We start from the raw sequence: 24090 nt of genomic DNA, 5'->3' as shown, positions 1-24090 counted from the left end.
ACCCCGGATGGTGTATCCCACACCATCCGGGGTTTCGTGTTGTGCGGATCAACGTCAGCAAACATTCGGCAAATGGCGAGCCTGCAGCACAGTGACGAGGGAAGCGAGGAGAAAGTTAATACCTCTTGAAAAGAATTGAGATTCATCACGTTGCACAACAGCCCAGGCAAGGCAGTGTTACTTTAAGGTTTAGAGCAATTGCTACCACTGCTGTCCTTGCCTTCTTGGCTGTATTGATCCATGGGAGCAATCCTGATGGTGTGCGCACGCCAGTGTTCAAACTGTTCCAAGTTGTGCAGGTGTGGCAGTGCTGTCTCCCCTGCGCGAAGGACGGTCCAGCATGAACCGGTTTGCTGAACACAGTGAACTTCCCACCCGGTCGATGGCGGGTGCATTTTTAAGGCGGATACTCGCGATATTGGCCACGGTCGTGTTATGTGTCACCGGTGTTCAGGTGATCGCGCCGCCACTGGCCACAGCGGCAACAGCAAGTTTGGCTGGCGGGAAAGCTGCAGTGACTATTGATGACGTCACCACCAAGCTGGGCGCCAAACTGCAGGTCGGTGTCACCGTGAAATGTGACACCAACTGCACTGGGATGCAGATCGCTATTCCGCGACCTCCCGGCGCATTGGGTTCCGCGCAGGTTTCTTTACCGCAGATCGAAGTTGCCGATCCGGATGCTGATCCGGTGGTCATGACGATGCCGTATTTTTCCGAGCCGAGTGTCTCCTATTCCGTTGAGTGGGATACCCGGGATTTGTACACCACGCCCGGTTCACACCAGCTCACCGCAGATATTTCGCTCAACGGCGAGAAAGCTCACACCACCTTTACGCAAACCGTCACCGCTGAGCGCAGCACCTCGTTGGCGAAAATTGTGGAAAGCAGCAAAGCTATCAAGGGACAATACGTCACCTATACGGTGGAGTATCAACGCAATACAGCCCTTGGTTTGACCGGTTTGCAAGGCACTATTGTCGATACGCTGCCTGCCGGACTGCGTTTTGTTGCCTTCCGAAATACGGATCTCACCCCGGATTCCAGGTTTGATCTTTCCTCCTATGCTGCGGCCGACTATCCAGTGGACAAGGTGCTTGCCACAACCAACAGCAACCTGTTGAGCAGCGACTATGTGCACTATGACGAAAACAGTCGAACTATTTCGATCACTGTTGATCGGGTGGTTGACTGGGCGGCAACCCAAGTCGCTGGCCGCACTGTGCGGGTGAAATATGTCGCCGAAGTGATCACCGATGAAGTGGAAACCAGCGGCAAAGATATTACGCTGACCAACACTGCGAAATTCGATCCAGCAACGCTCACAGACTTAGCAGGAGACCCTATTGCGGCTGACAGCCCGGGGGTTGCCAGGCCTGCTAATGCCACCGTCACGATTACGAAGGCAAGCAATGGCTCGGCGGCGAAAGCCGCCTATGGTTCGACGCATGTCAATCATCAAGATGATCAGAAGTTTTCCTTTATGGTCACCCGGTATGGCACTGCCCCGATCACGATCGAGGATGTGCTGCGGCCACAGACCTGTTTGACCTATGCCAAGGCGCTCTATCAAAACGCGACCTGTACCGACCCTGGTGGTGATGGTGGTATCCACTATGTGCCGACCTCACTTATTGTCGATCAGGTCGATCGCACCCCGGCCCCGGGAAGCACGGATGCGCTGCCGCGCACAGGCCATCCGGCGATTCGTCTGAGTTTTGCGAATCTTGCCGGTGAAGTCCACGAGGTAGCGTTCCCGTCAGATGAGGAAGCAGAGTCGGTGCAGCATGATTTTGGGCTGCCTGCCGATTTCACACCGGTGCGTTTTACTGCAGTGATTGACGAGGTTGCTTCCGGGGCACGGTTTACGATGAAGCTTGCCGGCCGCACCGACATTCCCGACAGTCTCTATAACACCAGTGACGGTGGGGAGCGGGATGTGGTGCAGATCGCCAATGATGCGAAGATCACCTACAACAATTTGGCTGGTAAACCGGTGGTGTTAAACCGGGCGGCACTGCTTAATGTGCATAATCCCAAGCCGCAGCCTGAGGCATTTCTCTATACAACAGTGCGGGAAGTAGGCGAGGACAAGCACGGGAAATTCCGGTTGGGTTTGCGGAATCTGGGTGCGGCGCCGTTTCGTCCGTACGGCTATCTGGTCATGCCCGGTGGGTTAGAGATTTCCCCGAATGATGCTGTGCCAACTGGCCCGAATGTGCGCTGCGGTGAAGGTGAGCAGGTTCCACCAGGGAAGAAGGCTTATAATCCCGCTGATCTTACTTGGACGCTGTTGGAGCAGCGATCCCCGTCGGGTGGGCAGATTTGGCAGTTTTCCGTCCCTGAGAATGTGGTGCTGCCAGCCAATATGGAGATCTCGAATTGCTATATCGACTATGAGGTCACCGCAGTTGGGGCTCCTGCCGGGGTGTATGACGATTCCCGGTTGGATGCGGCTCGTCCGGCAATTGCGTTGATGCTTACCACCTTTGATGACACCCGCCAGCTTGATACCGCCGGCAGCTATGTGGATAATCCGTTTGCAATCGGCTGCCCGGAGGGCACCTCGGCGCAGTGTGTGGACACTAGGCGGTGGTCGGTTGCGCGCGGGTCGATGAGTGTCAGCCCCTATACGCTGGTGGGAATTTCAAAATATGCGTGGGGGGATAAAGATCCTGCGCTGGATTTCCGGTCCACGCAATATCCAGAAAACCCGGATCTGCCGCGTGTTTCCCGGGCGACGAACACAGTGAAGTTCTTTCTGCGGATCGGTACCATCGGGTCGAATTCGCTCGATGACTATGTGCTCTATGATGCGTTGCCCGCTGCAGGTCCGTGGGTGAAGGTCAATGAGCGGGAACCCGATCGGGCAACGATCGCTGGAACCCATCACACCTATGATCCGGCAACTGGGAAGCAAGGAAACGATGAGCCCAATGGCACGACACTGGTGCCCACGTTGACCGGTCCTGTCACGATGCCGGTTGGCCGCTATTTTGATGACACCGAAAAACGGTGGAAGGTAGGGCCGCTGCCGGCGACGGTGTGGTATTCCACCTCAACAAATCCGTGCCGCCCGGAGATGGGGGAATCCGGGACGGATCCCTACCCGGCAGATGCGGCGTCCTGTGTGGACTTCAACGGCCGCAACGAGTGGGTGACAGCAGAGGAGGTCACCGACTTTTCCCAGGTGCGCTATCTGCGGATCGCCTTCGATCATGCGTTAAGCGGCTCTTATGATGTGCCAATTGAGATGGCGATGCCGAAAAACACGGTGGCAGGTACCGGTATTGGCGACGGGGATATTGCGGTAAACCGGGTGTCATTCCGGGCGAAACTATCATCGAATGGGTCAGATTTGGGGACGTTCACCCCTGCTTCCGCACTGGTGCAATATTCCCCCGAGCTAGAGGTCAACAAGTCGGTGATTATCCCGGATGCGGGGGGTAGTTTCGCCGATGCGAAACAGCACATTGATGGCACCGATCCGCAGGATTATCTCCTCGGTGTTGGTGATACGGTGCTGTTTCAGATCACCGTCTCTGGGAAGCAACCTGGGGTGGTGCTTGCCTCCCCGATGATTCGGGACTTTATTCCGCCAGGATTGGTTTTTGAAGAAATTCTTTCCGATGAAACCGTCGGTCAAGTCTACACCGACTATAGTGATCCGGCGGCGGATGCGGCCTTGGCGGAAGTCGGCGATGATTCGGCGCTGCCAAGCAAACCGACGAAGAAAGTTGTCTGGCTTCCCGGTGTGCTCAATGACCAGGGGGTGATTGATCCAACCAGGCCGGATGCGCCGGCGAAGCCTGCAGTGGTGACGATGCGGCTGCGGATCACCGGTGCACCTGTGGGTGTGCTGCGAAACTTTGCGTTTGGCTCCACCCATGAACAGGCCGAAATTCCTACCTCTGCTGATTGCCCGCCGCAGGATGCGGCAGCTATCACTGGTGCTGACTCCGGGGCGAATTGTGACCAGCAGACCTTGCGGGTTTTGCCGAGTGTCGCGGGGACGGTGTTCCTGCTTGATCCGACCGAAGAAGCAGTCACAGGGAAAACCTCGCAGCTGCAAGGCCTTCCCGCCGATGCGCTCACTGCCACCTTGTTGGATGCACAAGGCAACACAGTCGTCGTTGGGGAAACACCACAGGTGGTTGCTGTGCAATCTGACGGCACCTATCGTTTCCCGAAGGTGCTGCCCGGAGACGGCTATCAGGTGCGTCTTGATGTTGCTGCGAACTATCAGCAAACCTTCAACGAGAAATATCTGTGGCTTGCCGCGGAAACCATCGACCCGGCAACCATCGCTGAGGAGCATCATATTGATGGCGGGAGTGATGATCCGGTCGGTACCACGGCGATCACCCCGGCGTTTACTGTGCCCGGTAGCGGGGATGTGGCGGATATCGCCAATGTGCCCCATGTTGATTTTGCTGTTCGTGAAGTCAACCGGGCGATCAGTATTGACAAAACCGCTGATAGCAGCGCCCCGGTTACTGTCGGGCAACCGGCCAGCTTCACCATCACCGGCAGTAATGACGGCAATGTGCCGCTGCGCGACTTGCAGCTTGTCGACAAGTGGGCAACGGATCGTCACGTGGTCGCTGACTGTGTGGTGCAAAACCAGGCACAGCAGGAAACCTTCCGCGGGAACCTACTGACGGCAAGCTCTGTCGCTTTACAGGTGGGTGACACCTACAGCTGCACCTTAGCGTTTACAGCCACTCAGGCCGATGTTGATGCGCAGTCGATTGCTAATACGGCAAGCATCACTGGCAGCTATGCCGGGAAAACGGTGACCGCAACAGCATCCGCCAACCAGCCCGTCGCAGCAGCGAACCCCGGGTTTAGCATCACGAAGACACTTGATGCGCGGGATCCGAGTATCCCGCTGCAGGAAGGCGATATGGTGCGCTTCCATATCGCTGTGGAAAACCGCGGCAATGTGACCTTAATCGATACCGCGATCAGCGACGTGTTCTCCGGGGATGAACACATTCCGCTGGTCTGTGGGCTGGTAAAAAACACCCTTGAGGTGTCCCAGGCGGTCGACACCACCGTGACGATTCCGAAATTGGCACCGGGGAAAACCGTGCACTGTGTTGGCGAGTTCCAAGCAACCCAACAATTCCTCGACAACCAGCGGGAAGAAACCAATGTGGCCAGCGCCAAATCGCACTATATGGCGCGCAATGATGCCGGCGAATTGGTGCAAACCCCGCTGGCCGTGCAAACCGATCAAGCATCGATTCGTCCCGTAGCAAGTAATCCGCAGCTCAGCGTGGAAAAACTCGTGCAAGACGGCGACCGTTGGCAACACACCACCGTCGGTGGTGCAAACCGGGAAGTGCAATTCCGGTTAAATGTTCGCAACACCGGTGATGTGCAGGTCAACAACATTAGCGTCACAGATGTGCTTGCCACCGCCGGTGAACGAGATGAGCAGCTCGCCATTGGCAAGTGCGTCGACCCGGACACCCAAGAGACCAAGGGAAGCAACGGCAACCTGCAGCTCGACGTGGGCAAAACACTATCGTGTACGGTGACGTTGACCTACACCCAAGAAGATGTGGATCGGGGAAACACATATCTCAACACCATGACGGCAACCGGAAGTGCGAACACGATCGGGGAAGATGGCAATCCTCGCCCGGTTGCGGTGAAAGCCACTCCGGTCAGCGAAGGCGCACAACAAGCCACCGTCACCCCGCCGACACTCACGCCTGCCCTGCAGCTCACCAAGTCAACCACCGGTGACCCCACCCAGCTGCTGCTGGTCGGTGATGTCGTCAACTATCAGTTCACCGTCACCAACAGCGGCAATGTCACCCTCCGGGAGGTGACTATCACTGATGATCGGGTCGATACGATTGTTTGCGACAACACCAAGACTGCTGAGCTTGCCCCTAATGCGACGGTAACCTGCACCGCCAGCTACACCGTCCAGGACGCTGATATCACCGACCCGGAACAGCCAGGCACGATTATCAACACTGCCCAGGCGCAGGCGAAAACCGTCACCGGGGAGAAGGTTGTTTCTGAAATAGCACGCGCTGATGTGCGCGCCGGGAAACCCTATCTGTCGATTACGAAGCAGATCATTCCGCTGGATGAGTCGAAAACTGATATCAACGCGCTCAAAGCCGATGATGAAGTGGTCTATCTCATCAGGGTGGAAAATATTGGCACCACCGATTTAAAGACTGTTGTTATCGATGATGCACAGATGAAAGAGTGGGGTGCCGGACAGCTGTCCTGCATTTTGGACGGCAATGTGCATGAGGTGTTTGACGGCTTTCACGATTTTGGGCCGCTTCCGGCCGGCTCCCATGTCGAATGCGGCATTTTAGGCTATGTGCCGCAAGGGGTTGTCGATGAATCCCTGCCAATTATCAACACGGCCAGTGTTTCCGGCACCGACAACAATGACAATCCGACAAACACCCCGTCGGCGCAAGCGGTGGCGCAGGTCGCCACCCTGGCCGGTTTGACTTTGGCGAAAACCACGAACATTCCGGCAGGCTCGAAGGTGGTTGTCGGCGATCGGATCTACTACCGTTTCACCTTCACCAACACCGGTGCGGTGACCTTGCATAAAGTCACGCTGTCCGATCCGGTGCTTGCTGAGCTCGGCTATGATCCACAAGCTTTCTGTGCCCCGTTTAGTATCGCCCCAGGGGAGCAGTATGAATGTGTTTCCCCATCCCATGTGGTCACCGAAGAGGATTTGGTGCGCGGTGAGATTGTCAACACTGCCTCGTTTACCTCTACGGCACCGAGCCCGAACTATAAGCTGCCCACCCCGAGTGGGGAGTCAAACACGGTGACGGTGCAGGTAGCGAAACCGGCACTGCGCGTGAAAAAGACCATTACAAACCAGCCGGATGATGGTTTCAAGGTCGGCGATTTCATCAGCTACAAGATTGTGGTGGAAAACACCGGCGACACTGACCTGGACGATGTCCTTTTGATCGACTCGGAGGTCGACGAGCGGTATGTTGCCGATCCCACCAGTGTTGAACCGCTGTTTTGCCCTGATAACCGGGAACTCACCGACTTCCCCGGGGGCAAGCTTGCACAGGGTGCGACAACGACCTGCTATGCGCAGATCCGGGTGTCACAAGCTGATGTCGATCGAGGTGAGCAGCTCGACAATATGGTTGTGGTGACCGGGTCGACGCGCAATGCTGCCGCAGAAGCAGAAGATGATGCTCATGCCACGCTGCGGCAGGATGCGGCGCTGACCCTGCGGAAAGACGTCGACGCGGCGGATGATCATGTGTTCCGCCCCGGGGAGCCGGTTACTTACCTGTTTAGGGTCACTAACACCGGTGAGGTGACTGCACACCAGGTTACTATTGACGACCCGCGGCTTGCCGCCGCCGGTGTCCCAATTGTGTGCGACAGCCCTGCAGATCCTGGCACTGCTGCACACGGTACAGCCACCAATAGTGGCGAGGCTACGACCAACAGCGATGCCGATACGGCCAATAGCGATGCCGCTACGGCCACCGATGATGGCACCACCAGTGACAACACAGCCACGGCACAGAATGTGGTGCTGGCCGCCGGTGAGTCGGTGACCTGTCGCGCGACCTATGTGGTCACAGCGGCTGACGCCAATGTGGGAAGCACCCCGAATGTGGTGACCAATACGGCCACAGCTACCGGTACGACATCGCAAGGTGTCGCGATCGAAACTAAACCTGCGCTGGCGAAGTTCCAAGCAGGGAAGCCGAAACTTGTGGTGGCAAAGCAAGCGAAACTGCTTGCATCAGCGGGGAATACCCCAGAGGATTCGACAACTGGTGACGCTGCGAGCAGTGAAGAGCACACTGTTGCTAAGGCCGGCTCACAGGTGCGCTGGGTAGTCAGCATTGCCAATCAGGGCAATGCGGACGCCGAAGATGTGCAGCTGCACGATGCGATGCTTGCCTCCGCGGATGACACACCGAAGTGTTATGCGGATGCGGCGGTAAGTGATCTGCTTGCCGGGAATACTCCCGCAACCGATTCCGTTCCGGTTTCTGCTATTGGTTCCATTGCTAGTGGCCACAATGTCAGCTGCGTGTACACGACAACGATCACGCAGGCGATGATTGATGCGGCCGCCTCGACCGTGAATACGGCGACTGCAAGTGACAAGGTGGCCTATCCGCAACCCGGGCAGCCTGATCGAAACGTGAGTAACGAGGCTACCGCTGCGGTGCCTCACCGGACCGCGGGGGCGTTGCAGCTAGTGAAGCGGGCAACCATCGTCGGCGACTATCCGGCGGCCGTGGTCGGGGATACTATCGACTACACCTTCACAGTGACCAACACTGGATCGACCACGCTGCGGGATATTCGCGTTGCCGATCCGCGGCTTGGCGCAACCGATATTGAGTGTGCTGCCACTACGCTTTCCCCGGGCGAGTCAACTGACTGTGCTGCCGCTGCGCCATATGAGATCACCAGCGCTGATGTGGCACAGCCCCTGTTGACGAACACGGCAACTGCCACCGGCTTAACCCCCAGTGATCCGGATGATTTGGTCGTGGACAAGCGGGTACAAGCGACAGCAACAGCCACGGTGCAAACCGCCCAACCGGCCATTGCGTTGATGAAACGCGCCGATGTGGCGACTGCGACAGTAGATACGAATGTCACCTTCACGATTACTGTCACAAACACCGGACCTACCACGCTGACTGACGTGACCATCACCGATGACTGGCTGACCAGCCGGGGTGGGAGTCTTGTCTGTGATCGCAGCAATGATGGGGTAACAACAGTTGGTGATGCGATCACCCTAGCCCCGCAAGCAATCCTTGAATGTTTCGGCACGACTGCGGTGACTGCGGAAGATCTCACCACCGGGACGATCACTAACGCGGCACGTGTCCAAGCGGCCACCCGCACGGCGACAGTATCTGCCGATGCAACCGAAACAGTGAAGATCACTCCTCGGCCGTCCACCTTGGCCGCAAAGATTTTCATCGGATCCGCCACTGCCACCACCAATGGTGAAGGTGACGGGCAACAGCCAACGTCGGCGGTTGTCCTGCCCCGTGGCGATCAGGCGCAAGCCACAATTACTGTTACGAACACCGGTGTGGCACCGGTTGGTGGTGTCGCACCGACGATCAGTGGTGTGTCGCTTGCACACCAACGTGTGCCGGTCACGATAACCAGTGCCACCGGGGAGCCGGTGACCACCCTTGAAGCTGCGAAGGATTTTGCTGCCACCTATCCTGACCTGCTAGCGACACCGCTGCTGCGGCAAGCTGCTGACGGGTCGATCGTGATCAGTGATGATCCCCAACTCCCAGTGGTGCTGCTCCCGGCCGGGGCAACAGCCACCTTTGCGGTCATCCTGCCTGCCCAAGATGATGCGCTGCATGACTATGCCGTTGAGGTGCAAGCAGTGGGTATGGACGATGGTGAACAGGTAGTCGCCACAGATCCGCTGTACACCGTGGCCGAAAAGGCGCCTGTGGTACCAGAAGCTGATCCGCGCATGACAGCAAGTCTCTACATCGGGGCACCGACCGATACCACCGATGGTCGTGGCGATGGTCAAACCGCTGACCATGCTGTGATTGTTCCTGCGGAAACACCAGTAACGATTACTGCCGCAATCACCAACACTGGCAACACCGCTATTCGTGGTTTGCAGGTGACCATCGATGGACTCACCATTGCACCAGGGCATCCTTTTGCGATCCGCGATGCCGCGGGGCAGACCGTCACCCCTGCCACCGGTGAGCCGATCCCTGGAATGATCCTGCGGGTGACACCAGAAAACCAAGTGGTGCTCTCCAGCGATGAGCACCTGCTCCCACTGGTGTTGCGTGCCGGTGAAATGTTGCGCACCGAACTTTCGTTCACGCCTCCACAACCAGCGGTTGGGGCACAGAACACCTACGAGTTCGAGTTGCGGGTCAGTAGCATTGCGGAAACGCAAAGCCAGGAGCTTGCAGTTGCCACGGATCCGCTGCATGTGCAGGTGAACGGCGAAGAGCCTACGCCGGAACCAACAGAGGAACCGGAACCAACACAAGAACCGGAACCGACAGAGGAACCGGAACCAACAGAGAAACCGGAACCAACAGAGGAACCATCCACCGTTCCGACAACATCAGTGAAGCCGACTGATCCGATTGAAGTGCCACCAGCATCGAGTAAGGACTCCTCGTCGATGCCTGGTTGGGCATGGTTGATTCCAGTGGGGATCATTACCTTGCCGGTGCTAACTGGCGTTGTGGAATCGTCCACCGCATTGCCATCAGCGCCGCCACTTGTTGTTGCGCCGAAGCCAAGTGTGACGCCCCACCAGGAACCAACACCGGCCCCTGATCAACCGGTGCAGCCGCAACGTGACCGGCAGGAGGGACTCCTTGCTCAAACAGGTGCTGACGTGCGCACCCTGTCGCTCATTGGCGCCATGTTGCTGCTCGTCGGTGCGGCAGTTGTCGCTCGACGTCGTATCAGCCGACACGGCAGCGGTGCAGTGATCTAACACCACTATTCGCGAACATCACGCGGGGATGAGATCATCTCGTCCCCGCGTGTTTGTTGTTCTGTTAGCGCGGCGGGCATTGCTGGCAGTGCTGCCCATTGACGGACTTCTATGAGTTGAGTTTGAGCGATTAGTGGACTCTTTGTGTTGAATTTTGCCGGCTACAGCAAACCTGTTGTTGATTGTGGCGCTGTACCGATCCCCAGAATATTTCCCAATACGGCTACGACTGTGGCAGGCGACGTAGACGGCTGCGGCACGCGCTCCGATACTCGTTCCCGTTCGGGATCTAGCGTCGAACATGCAGCTCATGGTGGCAAAGTGAGTGATTGGATGGAAGGACTCTAGGGTCAGCTGGGGGCGGGGGAAAGATTCGGCTCCTGGGCACCGGGTTCCTTTGCTTGTCTCATGGGAAGTAACGGGGTTGGTGGGTTGTTTCTTGCTGTGGGTGATAGCAATCTGGGTCGGTGATTTCTTCACTAGGCGACTGTAAATGTCTCTGCTTTTTTATTGTGTGGTTTGCCGCCGCCGGTAGCAGGGTGTGACCATGGTGTTGTTTGCTAAGGTGTGCAGGCCATTCCGAGACCAGCACAGCAACACACCACCGTGTTACTGGCGACCATCCAGTTGAGGTGCCCTGGAGAAAGCGACTCAGCGAGGCTGAGAACATTTGAAGCCCACCCAACACTGCAAGCCCATCTTGGACCGAGACACCAGAGACTTCCGCGCAGCAGCAGAGGACTAGTGCAAACAGCGAACCGAGTACGGCTGCTTGTCGCTGCTTGTGCGGCGGTGACATCGGATGCCGCTGCCATACAATCGCTCTGATGGCACGAGGGGGCAGCTTGCAAGATGAGCCTGTCATCGCTGCGGCTTTGCCCATGCAGAAAACCACTCGCCGGTGCGTAGCCGATCCCTCGGAACAAGGAAACACGCCACACACTGTCTATATTGTTGTTCCAATGCCACTACACTTTTTCTTTCGGGCTGACGGCTGGTGGTTCACCGGAATCATCGGGCGGGCAGGTGCCTACGGTATGAAGGTATCTGGTGAGACAGCGGCGGCGAACAGTTTCTTAAGAAAGGGATAGTTGACAGGTTCCGCTGGTCGGGGGTAGATCGGCGGTGTAACAACCGAGCACAGTAAATCCCCTTAAATGGGCAGTGAACTACTGTATTTCGCACCAATCCGGGGGTAGGTGACTTACGGTGCCGCTGGATGTGCCAGCCGTGGAGGTGACTCTCGGGTTCAGTTAAACATCCAGTTAAATACCGATTTTTGGTACTCCTTTTTAGCTTTCGCTTAAGGTCGGCCAACCGGGTAGGGGTTCGTTTTCGGGGGGTACAACAGTGTATCGGCCGTGGTCAGGCCATGTATTTGGCTATGTCTTTTAGGTGTGACGTGGTAGGTTAATGAGGTTAAATTTGTATAAGTAGGTCATAAATCTATTGAAGCTACTTATCAGTTTGCTCAGTCGAATGTTCGTCTTGCCTGTGCACCACCTGGTGCCACCGAAAGGACACTATGTCTCCACAGGGATCTGCTGGGTCGATCGACCTCAAGGCCTTGAGCCGCACGGTCGCGGCGATCTTGTTTAGCTTTATTCTCATCCTCACTGGACAAGTCGTTGCCGCCCCCAGTGCGCATGCCGCTATCGATGGCGTCACGGTATCGGTAGGGGATACATCGGGTAAGACTGGTCGGAATGAAGACATACAGATTCCCATCAGTATTAACTGTGGCAATGGTTGCCCTGGGGAGGTGACCGTGCAGCTGAACCGGCCGTCGCTTTTGGCGCCGGATGCTCGACTCATTGCGGCGAATAGGCAGATCAAGGTTGCAGATTCCTATTCGTCTACTCCGACCTTGACGTTTACGGGCCTTTCCGCCGGTCAGAACTCCTTTACCGTTGTGTGGAAGTCGGACGATAACCCGACAGTTACAGGTTCGGAGCAGTATAACTACACCTATTCCTACAACGGGAAACAAGAAACCGGTTCGGCGAAAATGGAGCTGACCGGCACTATTGAAAATTTGGTGACAAAAAGCGCAGATATGCGCAAGGCTCCAGTGGGTGCGTATGTCACCTACGAGCTGCAGTACATCCGTAAGGGAACTACAGGTGTAACCGGTGTGCTGGTTGACACGCTGCCAGAGGGTGTCGAGCTGGTAAGGTTCCTTAATCCACATGGTGCGAAGCCGGAGATTAACCCAGCTACGGGCGATGTATCGAATGTGGGGCAAGTTATCGTGAAAGATAACTCGTACATGTTGAGCCAGGAAAACTTTACCTACGATCCTGGCACCCGGCAGATTCGCGTCAATGTGACGAAAGAACTTGATAATGCGGTGAATACCCCTGGGCTGGCCCGTTTCCGAATTAAATATGTCGTTCGTACGACGCAGAAGCCAACGAATGAAACTAACACCTGGGATAACACCTGGGGATGGGCCCCTGACGGTTTGAAAACTATTGGTGGGGAACCGCTGACGAAAAATTCGAAGGGTGTGTCTTCTGATGCCTCTGCCTCGGTGCAGGAGGGAGAAGTCGATGGTAGCGCCGGAAAAGGTGCTTCTGGTGGCGCGTTGGATCCCGTCACGCAACAGAAATCAGAGTTCAACCATACGACGAATCCTTACTTCAGTTTCTCTGCCGTAAACGGCGCGGACGGTCCGCTGAATATTGTTGACGAATTCCGGTCGCAAACTTGTGCTACCTGGGCAGACGCAGAATACAAGTCCAGTGCTTGTAAAGAAGCCGATGACCAGGCAAATGGTGGTTACTACTTCCAACCCAACAAGCTTGTCATGGACCTGTCCTTGCAGAAGGTTGAGGGCGCAGACGGGCAAGTGGAGCTCTACCAGGGTGTTCCCGCGTTCACCCTTACTGTAAAAGGTGAAGGTGGCAAAGAATTTGTCGTCAAAGGTGAGCAGCAAGAAAGCTCAAGTTCTGTGAGCTACCCCATCGAACTTCCAGCTGATTTTGTGGCGACTGGGTTCACGATGGATGTTGAAAATCTGCTTGGTTCTGCTCGTCAGACGTTCCGGGTGTATGGAAATGTTGATGTGCCTGAAGATATCTACGCTATTGACGGCAAAGAGCTGGATCGGCGGTACATTGTTGAAATCGCAAATGATGCGACGATCACCTATCAACAAAGCGAAGCCACCGAATCTGGAAATGGACAGAACTCGGTTAATAGCACTGCCAGGTTGCGGGTGCGTGAATCGTTTTCGCAGCCACGTCATAATATCTACGTTGGTGCAACCACTTTCGGTGATGTGGGTGGCCGTGCTTCCCTTACGATTCGGCCGCAGAACTTGGCAAAAAGTGCACCAGATTCATATCGGCCGTATGGTGTCGTCGCTTTTCCAAAGGGTTTCACCTTCGGCGGTCCTCACTCGCCCAATGACAGCAGCGCGAACGCTTGTGTTGCTGCACAAGACGGTAAATTCCCAGCTGGTTCGGAGCTGAAACCGTTTGATCCACGTCAGGTCACTTGGTCGCGGGCGAAGACGAGTGATGGTGAGTTTGAAGTCTCACCTTCCGGCGGTGAAGTCTGGACTTGGACGGTTCCTGAAGGTATGGAGCTGCCGGCTGGCCAAAATGATGGTAATTGCGGGTTTAGCATCTGGATTAATTACGATGGTGCAGTAGCCGGAAATTATAATCAGGAATCGCTGACCAACAAGTTCAGCCGGGTACTTTCGATGATCACTACGGCCGATCCAAAACAGCCGATAGCTGCAAACACCGACAATATCAATAACACTGAAAATGTCGGTTGTGAAGGCCCTGAGGGCAACCTCTGCACTGCACCCGGTAATGAGCGAGTACGTTGGCATCCACAGAGGGCTACGCTCACGGTACTTGCTTTCGGTGCGTCCACGATCTCCAAGTACGCCAAGGGCGATAAGGACGAGACCGATCAAAACCCAACGCAGTTTTTGCCGGGTAAAGACTCCAGCGAACTCACTTCCTATGCAACCAAGCAGGTTGAGTGGACAATTCGTGGTGGAGCCGGTGGCTCGAATCCGATTAAGGATTTCGTACTCTACGATGCGCTTCCTGCTGAACGCTGGGTTCCAATGAATACCTTCAGCGGCTCGCAGGAGGAAATGGCGGGAACCCATCTTGAATTTGATGACAAGGGCAACATTACTAATGAGTCCGCTGTTAACTCGTCAACGCTCATCCCGACGTTAACGGGTCCCATTGCATTGCCTGAAGTGAACTATCTGAATGATCAGAAAGCCGTGGAAACCGGTCCTGCGCCGGCAACCGTCTGGTACACCACCGAGATTGATCCGTGTCGTCCAGAAATGGCTCCAGTTGGGCAGAGCGTTTGGCCAGAAGGTAGCGACTGTAGCACATTTAATGCCAAGAATCAGTGGTTTACCGCTGAGACCAAGCCGGACAACATTGACTGGTCACAGGTGCGTTACTTCCGCGTTGCTTTTGACAAGCCGCTGATCGGGCAATTTGATCTGCCGTTCACGATGAACATGCCGAATAACGATGTATCCGGCGACGGCATTGACGATCAGGATATCGCAATCAACCGGGTGGCTAACCGCTCGAAGTCGATGAATGATCAGGATCTGGGCACCATCAAGCCATCCGTCGCACGGGTGAGCTATGTCCCAGAGATCAAGGTGAACAAGTCGGTGATTATTCCTGCCGACGGTGAATCTTTTGCTGATGCAAAGAAGAAGGTTGACGGTCAGGATCCAGCCGACTATCTCATCGGTGCAGGTGATTTCGTTTACTTCCAGATCTCGGTGTCGACGAAGAATGACGCTGTGTTGGCCTCCCCGGTGATCCGTGACTTTATTCCAGCTGGTCTGAAATATGTCGGCACGGAACAACCAACCGTGGGTACGATCTATGAGGACTACAACCATGACAATGCTTCCGAGATTTCTGCGATTGGTGAATCGCCAATCGTCGACGGTGATCACATTGTGTGGATTCCGGGCAAACTGACCAAGACAGGTGTTGAGGAAAACGGCAAGCAGAAAAAGGCTGTTGTTACCCTGAAGCTTCAGGTCACTGGCGATGCAGTCGGTACCGTAACCAACCATGTGTCTGGTGGCTCAAATACGGTCATCGGCCAAGTTGGCTGTGAAGCTTCCTCAGAGGAGACCATTGAATCCAACGATAGTGTGCCGACCCGTGCCGGTTCCTATGGCTGCGATTCGCAGGCGATCACTATTGCGCCAAGCATCTCCGGGTCGCTGTTTAACCTAGGCGAAACCACCACCGGTGGTATCGGTACTGATACCCCGAAGGTGACCGAACTGCAGGACGGTGACATCATTGTTCACCTGCTGGATGCGCAAGGAAACCCTGTGCTGCAGGGTGGTCAGCCTGTCACGACGGTGTTGAAGGCCGATGGTACCTATATCTTCCCGAAGGTGAAGCCGGGCGAGTATCAGGTGAAGTTTGAGGTTGCCGATAATGATGCGGCACGCAAGCGCTTTAAGCGGAGCTTCTTCTTCGCTGATGCTGAGTCGGGTGAACCGATCAGCGCTGCCAGCCAGATCGACGGTGGGGTGGAAGCGAATAACCCGTTTGCGGCGATTACTCCAACGTTTACGGTTCCTGGCCTGCGGGAAGACGGGACCATTGACGGGACGACGGTGGCGAGTGTGCCGACGGTTGACTTCGCTGTACGTGCCGTTAAGCGTTCTGTCACGCTGACGAAATCGGCTGATGAGCCTACGTCGGCGCGGACCGTCGGTGAAGAGGCTAACTTCACGATCACCGGCTCGAATAACGGCAATGTGCCGCTGGCGGACGTCGTCGTCACCGATGCGTGGGCGACCGCGCATAGTGCGACGGTCACCTGCACGATCGTCGATGCAGCAGTGCAAGATGTGACCACTGCGCGTGGCGATATTTCCCAGGCGCCGGGCGGCACCTTGGCGGTTGGTGACACCTACACCTGTAAGGTTGCCTACACGGTTACCCAGGATGATGTGGACGGTCAGCAGGCGCTGCACAACGAGGCTTCAATCACCGGCAGCTATAACGGTGAACCTGTGACCGCAACCGGATCGGCAGATCACCAGATTGTTGATGCTGCACCTGATTTCACCATTGAAAAAACGGTCAATGGTGCAGAGAACGCAACGTTAACGCTCGGGGAGAAAGCGCGCTTTGTCATCAAGGTGACCAACACCGGCAATGTGACGCTGAAGAATGTGGCGATCAATGACACATTTACTTCTGCCGATAACACTGTGGCTCTGGTGTGTGGCGAAGATGCTGCAAACCTTGACCCCTCTGCTGGGGCGCAGGATACTGTCGTCATTGCCGCGATTCCGCCGCAGGCTTCTCGCTTCTGTGTTGGCGAATATGTCGCTGACCAGGCATTCGTTGATGCGCAGCAGCGGGAAGTCAATACTGCTGCCGCGGTTCCTAGCTACGACAAGCCGGGCGAAGATGGTTCTGTCACGTTGACGCAATTAGATCCGAAGACTGATACCGCTTCCGTTGATCCAGTAGCAGCTGCGCCGAGCATTACAGCCAAGAAAGAAGTGGCAACCGGTGAAGGGCAGTGGGGTACCACTACCGAGGGTTCGCTCGCAAATAGTGGTGCTACCGAGTTCAAGATCACCGTTGCCAATACTGGCAATGTGGCCGTAACCGGTATCACCATTGCTGACACGCTAAGCGGACGTGCTGAGAAAGAAACCTTGGCGGTCGAGAGCTGTGTTGACGCAAGCGACAACACCACGGTGCTGGGCGGTTCCGGTTCGCTGAACCTTGCTGCTGGTCAGACCGCGGTGTGTAGTGTTACCGTCACCTACACGCAAGACGATATTGACGCCGCGAAAGACCTCTCCAACACGATTGACGTCGCGGGTAACGCCAAGGTCATCGGCACGGATGGCAATCCTGCCGCGCAGACAGTGTCTGATACTGACGACAGCGATAACACCGCAACGGTGACGCCGCCGGCAGCGAAACCGCAGCTCACCCTGCTGAAGAGCACCACGGTAAAGGCTGATGAAACCCTGCTCGTTGGTTCTGAAGTGCCGTACACCTTCACAGTGACTAACAACGGCAATGTCACGATCAAGGATGTGACCATCACCGATCCGCGGATTAGCGATGTGCACTGTGCTGATGACAATGCCGCCTGCCTCGAGCTGGTGAAGGTGTTGCCGGTTGGCGAGACGGTCGAACTGGTTGGCACCTACAAGGTGCAGGCCGCTGATGTCAGCAACGACAATGAAAAACCGTCGACGCTGACGAACACGGCAACTGCCGGTGGTACGTCACCGCAGGGTAGCTCGGTGACCTCGAATGAATCTTCGGTGACGGTGAACACTGGTGCACCACGCATTGTGGTGGAAAAGCTTGCCCTGCCAGGCAAGGAAGGTGTGGACCTGCAGAACCTGGTGGCTGGTGACCTGGTGAAATACCAGATCACGGTGCGCAACAACGGTACCGCAGCCCTGGTGGATGGCAAGGTCACTGACCAGATGCTCAGCGACCGTGGGGTAACCGAGTTGACCTGTACCGTTGCCGGCCGCGAGGCCACCAACGGCTTTACAGAACTCGGGATCCTCGCACCTGGTGAGGTCGCGACCTGTATCGCCACCGTCGAGATCACCCAAGATGACGTCGATCAGTCAGTCACCATCAGCAACACTGCTGTGGCAACCGGCACCGATGCGAACCGCAACGTCGCCGATCCGGCTGAAGCGACCGCCACGGTTGACACCATCGAGGATGCATCGCTGGAGCTGGCGAAGACCTCGTCTGCGACCGAACTCCTCGTGGAGGGTGACCAGGTGAGCTACTCCTTCACCATCCGCAATACCGGCAAGACGACGCTGAAGGATGTCACCATCACCGATCCGGCCTTGGCCGAAAAGGGTGTGGCGATCAACTGTGTGCCTACCGAGCTTGCACCAGGTGCGGAATACACCTGCACCTCAGATCCGTACACGGTAACCGCTGAGGATATTGCCGCTGGCAATCTGGTGAACGTCGCCAGCTACACCTCGGTGCTGCCGAGCAGCGAGTTTACGATCACCCCGCCGAAGGGCGACTCCAATGAGGTGACCGATCCGACGGCACAACCTGCCATCGAATTGGAAAAGAAGCTCATCAATGTGGAAGCTGACCGGGTCTTCCGGGTCGGTGACCGTATCGACTATGAGTTTGTGGTCACCAACAGCGGTAAGACGAAGCTGGATGGTGTGAAGCTCGTCGATCAGCTTGTGGCTGATCGGGTGGCTGCTGCTGCCGGTGACGCGGATTCGGAAGTCTCCGCGGTCACCTGTGCCGACAAGCCGGAGCTGGTATCTGCTGCTGGTGGCAGTTTAGAACCTGGTGACAAGGTCACCTGTGTGGCTTCGATTGTGGTCACTCAGGCTGATGTTGATGCTGGCAACAGCATTGACAACACTGCAACCGTCAGCGGTGCTACCCGCAACGCCCCGCCGGTTTCAGCAACTGCGAAGCAGTCGGCACGGTTGAACCAGGATGATGCCATCACCCTGGTGAAAGAAATCGTTGACCAGCAGGCACTGTATCTGGCAGGGGACAAGGTCACCTACCGGTTTACGGTGACGAACACAGGTCAGCGGACGCTGGCAGGTATTGTCGTCGACGATCCGATGCTGCAAGCTGCGGCCGCCACGAATGCGGGCGAGACAACCGGTGACGGCACGGCCGATGAGGATGCAAATGCTGCTGCTCCTGCTGCTGGTGGTGTGATTGTTTGTGAAGACAAACTCACCAGCCCGGGTCTTGCCGCCGGCGAGTCGGGTACCTGTACTGCGACCTACACCGTCACCGAGACGGATGCTACTGCAGGCGAGGCTGTCAACACGATTGAAAACGTGGCGACGGTCAGCGGTGAGAACCCCCGCGGGGAGAAGATCACCTCTGATCCGGCGAAGGCCAGCTTTGTGGCCGGCTCTGCCGAGTTGGCCACCACGAAGGCATCGCGGATTGTTTCCGGCGGGACCGACAATGGTGAAGTAAATGCTGGTTCCGTTGTGGAATGGGCTGTCACAGTCATTAATGGTGGTAACGCCCCGGCAACTGATGTGGTTGTCACCGACGAGCAGTTCGCTGGTGCGAGCGATGTTGCCTGCTATCCGAATGTGTCTGCAGCCGATATCGAGGCAGGTATCCGTCCGGCCGCAGACGGGGTTGCCCCGGATGCGATCGGCAGCATTGCAGCCGGTGAATCCGTGACCTGTTTCGCGCAGACCACGATCACCCAAGACGAGGTGGACGGCGGCGATGAGAAGATCAACACCGCCACCGCGTCGCGGACCATCCCGAATAGTGGTGACGACAATGGCACGCCACTGCGTGACACCACGCCAGCGGCAACCGCCACGGTGCCAACCGCAACCAAGGCGGGGATCACCCTGACCAAGGATGTCACCCCAGAGACCAAGAAGGATCTCTACGTGGCAGGCGACGAGGTGCGCTACACCTTCACCGTGGTCAACACTGGTCTGGTGACCTTGAGCGATATTGCAGTCACCGACCCGATGTTCGCCGGGGTGACGATGACCTGTGCTGCCACGAAACTGGAACCTGGTGCTACCACCACCTGTACCTCCCCGGTGCATGTGGTCAGTGTGGAAGAAGCAGACGCCGATAACGGTGTGCTGCTGAACACGGCCAAGGTTGTCGGTGTTACTCCAGCTGATCGCAGCAACCTTATCGATTCGGAAACCGGTACCCCGATCACCCCTGGTGGAACCGTGACCGATGAGGATGACAAGGCTGTTGCGGTTGCAACCCCTGCGGTGAAACTGGAAAAGACCGCCAATACAACCAGTGGTCTGGTAACTGGTGACAAGGTCACCTACACCATTGTTGCAACCAACATCGGTAATGCTCCGCTAGAGAACCTGGTGATCACCGATCCGTGGTTTAGCGCCAACGAGATGAACTGTGATGATCCAGCGGCCGCGAAGTCTGGTGCAACACTTGCTGCCAATGGCGACAAGGTGACCTGTGAAGCGGAAAAGATCATCACCCAGGATGAGGTGGATGCTAAACAAGATCTCACCAACACGGCAACGGTAAAGGCGACATCCAATGGTGTGCCGGTGGAATCTACCGATGAAAAGGACAAAGACAACGTTGTCGATGTCACTGCTTCGGCGGAGGTAACGGTGACCGTTGGTGGTGCACCCGCACTGCTGCTGGAGAAGTCCATCAAGGATGCCAAGGAACTCTATGCCGCAGGTGACAAGGTGGAATACACCTTCACGGTGACCAATACAGGTTCCGTAACCCTGCACGATGTTGTCGTGACCGATCCGATGTTCGGTGACACATCGTTGCAGTGCACCCCAGGTACCCTTGCACCGCAGGCCACCGCGTCGTGTACTTCGGCAACCCATGTGGTTACCGTCGACGATGCGAAGGCAGGCACAGTAGTCAACACGGCTACCGCCACGGGTCTTACCCCCGAGCAGGATAAGAACACCCCTGCCGAGGCGCGGGTCAGCGCAACTGACAGCGCCACGTTTACCTCAGGCGTGCCGAAGTTGGAGATCACGAAGAGCGCTGACAAGACCGAAAACGCACTGGTTGGGGACACAATCAACTATTCGATTGTGATCACGAACGCGGGCAACACCCCGGTGGAGCACATCCGTGTTTTGGACGACCAGATTGTGGGTCGCGGCGGCAAGATCACCTGTACCGATCCGGCTTTCGAGCGCGGCGAAGGTCGTCTCGCGGTGGGCAAATCGACGATTTGTACCGCTACCGAAACGATCACCCCAGCGAAGCTGGCAGCCTCCCCGCTGGAGAACACTGCTGCAGCAACTGGTGGATTCGGCGATGTTGATGCAGCACCTGTTTCGGCAAAGGCTCATGTCAGCGTGGCCGCACGGCCACAGGCGTTGAGCACGAAGCTGTTTATCAGCGAAGCAACTGAACAAACCCAAGGCATTGGCGACGGGAACACGGCGAAACAAGCAGTGAATCTGCCACTGAACACCGCAACGACCATTACTGCTACCGCCACCAACTCCGGTGACGCGCCGCTGGTCGGGGTTGCACTTGCGGTTGACGGTGTGGACTTTGCTGGAATGCCGGTGACTGTGCTTGACGACAGTGGTGAACCTGTTACAGCAGACTCGGTGAAGATCACCGACCCGGCAACCGAGCCTGTCACCGGTCTGGTTGTGCGTCAGCTCCCTGATGGCACGTTGGCGTTGAGTGATGACGCCACCCTCCCAGCATTGATTCTTGATGCCGGACAGACTGTGCGTGTCTCCGCGGAGGTTCCCGGCCAGGTTGATCCGCTCGTGGAACGAGTGGTGAAGACCACTGCCACCAACCAGGAAACTGGGGAAGGGCTGTCCGCCAGCGATCCGCTGTTTACTTCCGTGAACCGGGATCCTGCGATTACGGCCAAGATTTTTGGCGAATCACCTGAAACAGCTGACGCGAATACGGCAGCTACTGCGGTGGCCGTGAAGCCAAACACACCATTTATGGCAAATGTGTCGATGACCAACACCTCGGCGGTGAATTTGGTTGGTGTCACGGTTGCTGTCACTGACGGTGATGTCACCGGTGCCACCTATACGGTGGTGGATGCCGACGGCACGCCACTGGCAGGCAATGCGATCACTACCACGACAAACTCCGGTGGCTTGACGAAACCAGTTCCAGGTTTGGTGCTGCGTGTCGACAAGTCCGGCAATGTGGTGCTGTCCGCGGATACGCAGCTCCCGGCAGTGGTACTCACCCCTGGCCAGTCGGTGACCGGCATGGTGCAGGTGGCAGCAAGCCAAATTGGTAAGCAGACTGATATCACTGTCACTGCAGCAGACCAGCTCACCGGTGAGGTTGTCACGGCAACCGACCCGTATTTCACCCAAGCAGCTACACTGCCAACACCAACGATTGATGCGAAAATCTTCGTCGGTGACACCACCGATGAGGGCGGTGCGACGGGTGACGGCCAAACCCCGGAGAAGGCGGTGCAGTTCAGCGACGATACACCGGCGCAGGCAACAATCCAGTTGTCGAATACTGCTGCAGAACCGTTGACGAAGATTGTTCCGGCTGTTGAGGGTGTCACCCTTGAAGAGGGCGCCGAGTTTGTGCTCACCGATGCTGCCGGCAACCCTGTTGCGCCGACTGCTGGTGCGCCGGCTGCAGGTGCAATGCTGCGGGTTACTGCGGATGGCAAGGTCGTGTTCTCCGCTGATGAGTCCCTTGCTCCGCTGAATCTGCTACCAGGTCAGACGATTGCTGGCCGGGTCGAATTTGCAGTGAATTGGTCTGAGCCGAAGAACACTCCGATTTCGGTGACTGCAGTTGGTGTCGACAGCGATATTACGGTTGCTGCCACTGATGCGCTCTACACGGTGCACGTGGATCAAACCCCACCGCCGCTGCCACAGCCGGCGATTGAGTCGAAGATCTTCGTCGGTGAAATCACCGCTGACGAGGCTGCCAAGGGTGACGGGCAGACCGCCGATACGGCTGTAACCCCGGAACCGGGTGCAACCACGGTGACTGCCGAGATCACGTTGCGCAACACTGGTGACGAAGCACTGGTCAACATTGTGCCGTCCATTGCTGATGTCCCGATCACCGACGAAACTGTCTTTACTGTCACCGATGCGCAAGGTAATCCGGTTGCACCAGCTGCTGGCAAGCCAGCCACCGGCGCGATGCTGCGGGTTACTGCAGATGGCAAGGTTGTGTTCTCTGCCGATGAGACCCTCGCCCCGCTGCAGTTGCTGCCTGGCCAACAGGTCAGCGGTAGCGTCGAATTCGAAGTCTCGTGGGATATTCCGCGGAATACTCCGATCACGGTGACAGCAGTTGGTGTTGACAGTGACATTCCAGTTGCCTCCACCGATCCGCTGTACACGGTCAAGGATGTGGAAGAACCAGACAAGGTGAAGCCAAGCGAAGGCGATGAGGACACCTCGTCGGTGACCCCTGAGCTGCCATGGTGGCTGATTCTCATCCCGGCAGTGGCGGTACTGCCAGTGCTCGTGCCACAGCTGCCAGTCCCGGCATTACCTGCGGTGACCCCACAACCGGTTAGCCCGAACCCGGCACCGGAAGTAGTGGAAGTTCCTGAGCAACCTGCACCACAGTCGCCGCATGGCAGCAATTCCACGCTGCTGGCACGCACTGGTGCAAACGTGATCACCTTAGGGATCATTGCAGTGTTGCTGTTGCTGGCCGGTGTATTCCTTATCGCCTGGCGTCGTCGCCGCAGCGAAGAGGAAGAACAGGCTTAAGCCAACCAGGTTTGTGCCCGGATTCCGCAACTTGCCTGTTGAATAGGCGGCGGGACACGATAACGAAAACTGCATAACAACACCCATGGCTGTGTCGGAAGATATCTTCTGACACAGCCATGGGTCGTTTGCGCATCGCCAGATTCCTGCAGCTACCGCGGCATTATTCGACAGGGAAGATCATCACCCAGGCCACGGGTAAATAAGTGTCCACTAGTTTCGAACGGTTCACCCCACTGTGTCCCCAGCGCTGCCGCGTTGCTGCAACCCCGTTGACGCGCAGCCACTAGTCACACCCCGGCGATGGCTGTGGGCACTG

2 protein-coding genes are annotated in these 24090 nt (G+C 56.7%); both read left to right on the top strand.

Annotation, left to right across the window (positions count from 1 at the left end):
* Window positions 1–340: 340 nt before the first annotated feature.
* Window positions 341–10501: a DUF7507 domain-containing protein gene (locus tag CCHOA_RS09995; protein WP_123930202.1), complete on the top strand. Its 10161-nt coding sequence runs from the start codon at window positions 341–343 to the stop codon at window positions 10499–10501.
* Window positions 10502–12026: 1525 nt separating this feature from the next.
* Window positions 12027–23771 (top strand): DUF7507 domain-containing protein, encoded by an 11745-nt coding sequence (locus CCHOA_RS09990; RefSeq protein WP_123930199.1) that lies wholly within the window; start codon window positions 12027–12029, stop codon window positions 23769–23771.
* Window positions 23772–24090 lie beyond the last annotated feature (319 nt).

Origin of the sequence: Corynebacterium choanae (assembly GCF_003813965.1) — a bacterium.
Taxonomy (GTDB): Bacteria; Actinomycetota; Actinomycetes; order Mycobacteriales; family Mycobacteriaceae; genus Corynebacterium; species Corynebacterium choanae.
This window is presented reverse-complemented; position numbering and strand designations above follow the sequence as displayed.

Excerpts from the sequence above, each read along its gene's own strand:
- CCHOA_RS09990 (WP_123930199.1), top strand. The coding sequence starts at position 12,027 with ATGTCTCCACAGGGATCTGCTGGGTCGATCGACCTCAAGGCCTTGAGC.
- CCHOA_RS09995 (WP_123930202.1), top strand. The coding sequence starts at position 341 with ATGAACCGGTTTGCTGAACACAGTGAACTTCCCACCCGGTCGATGGCG.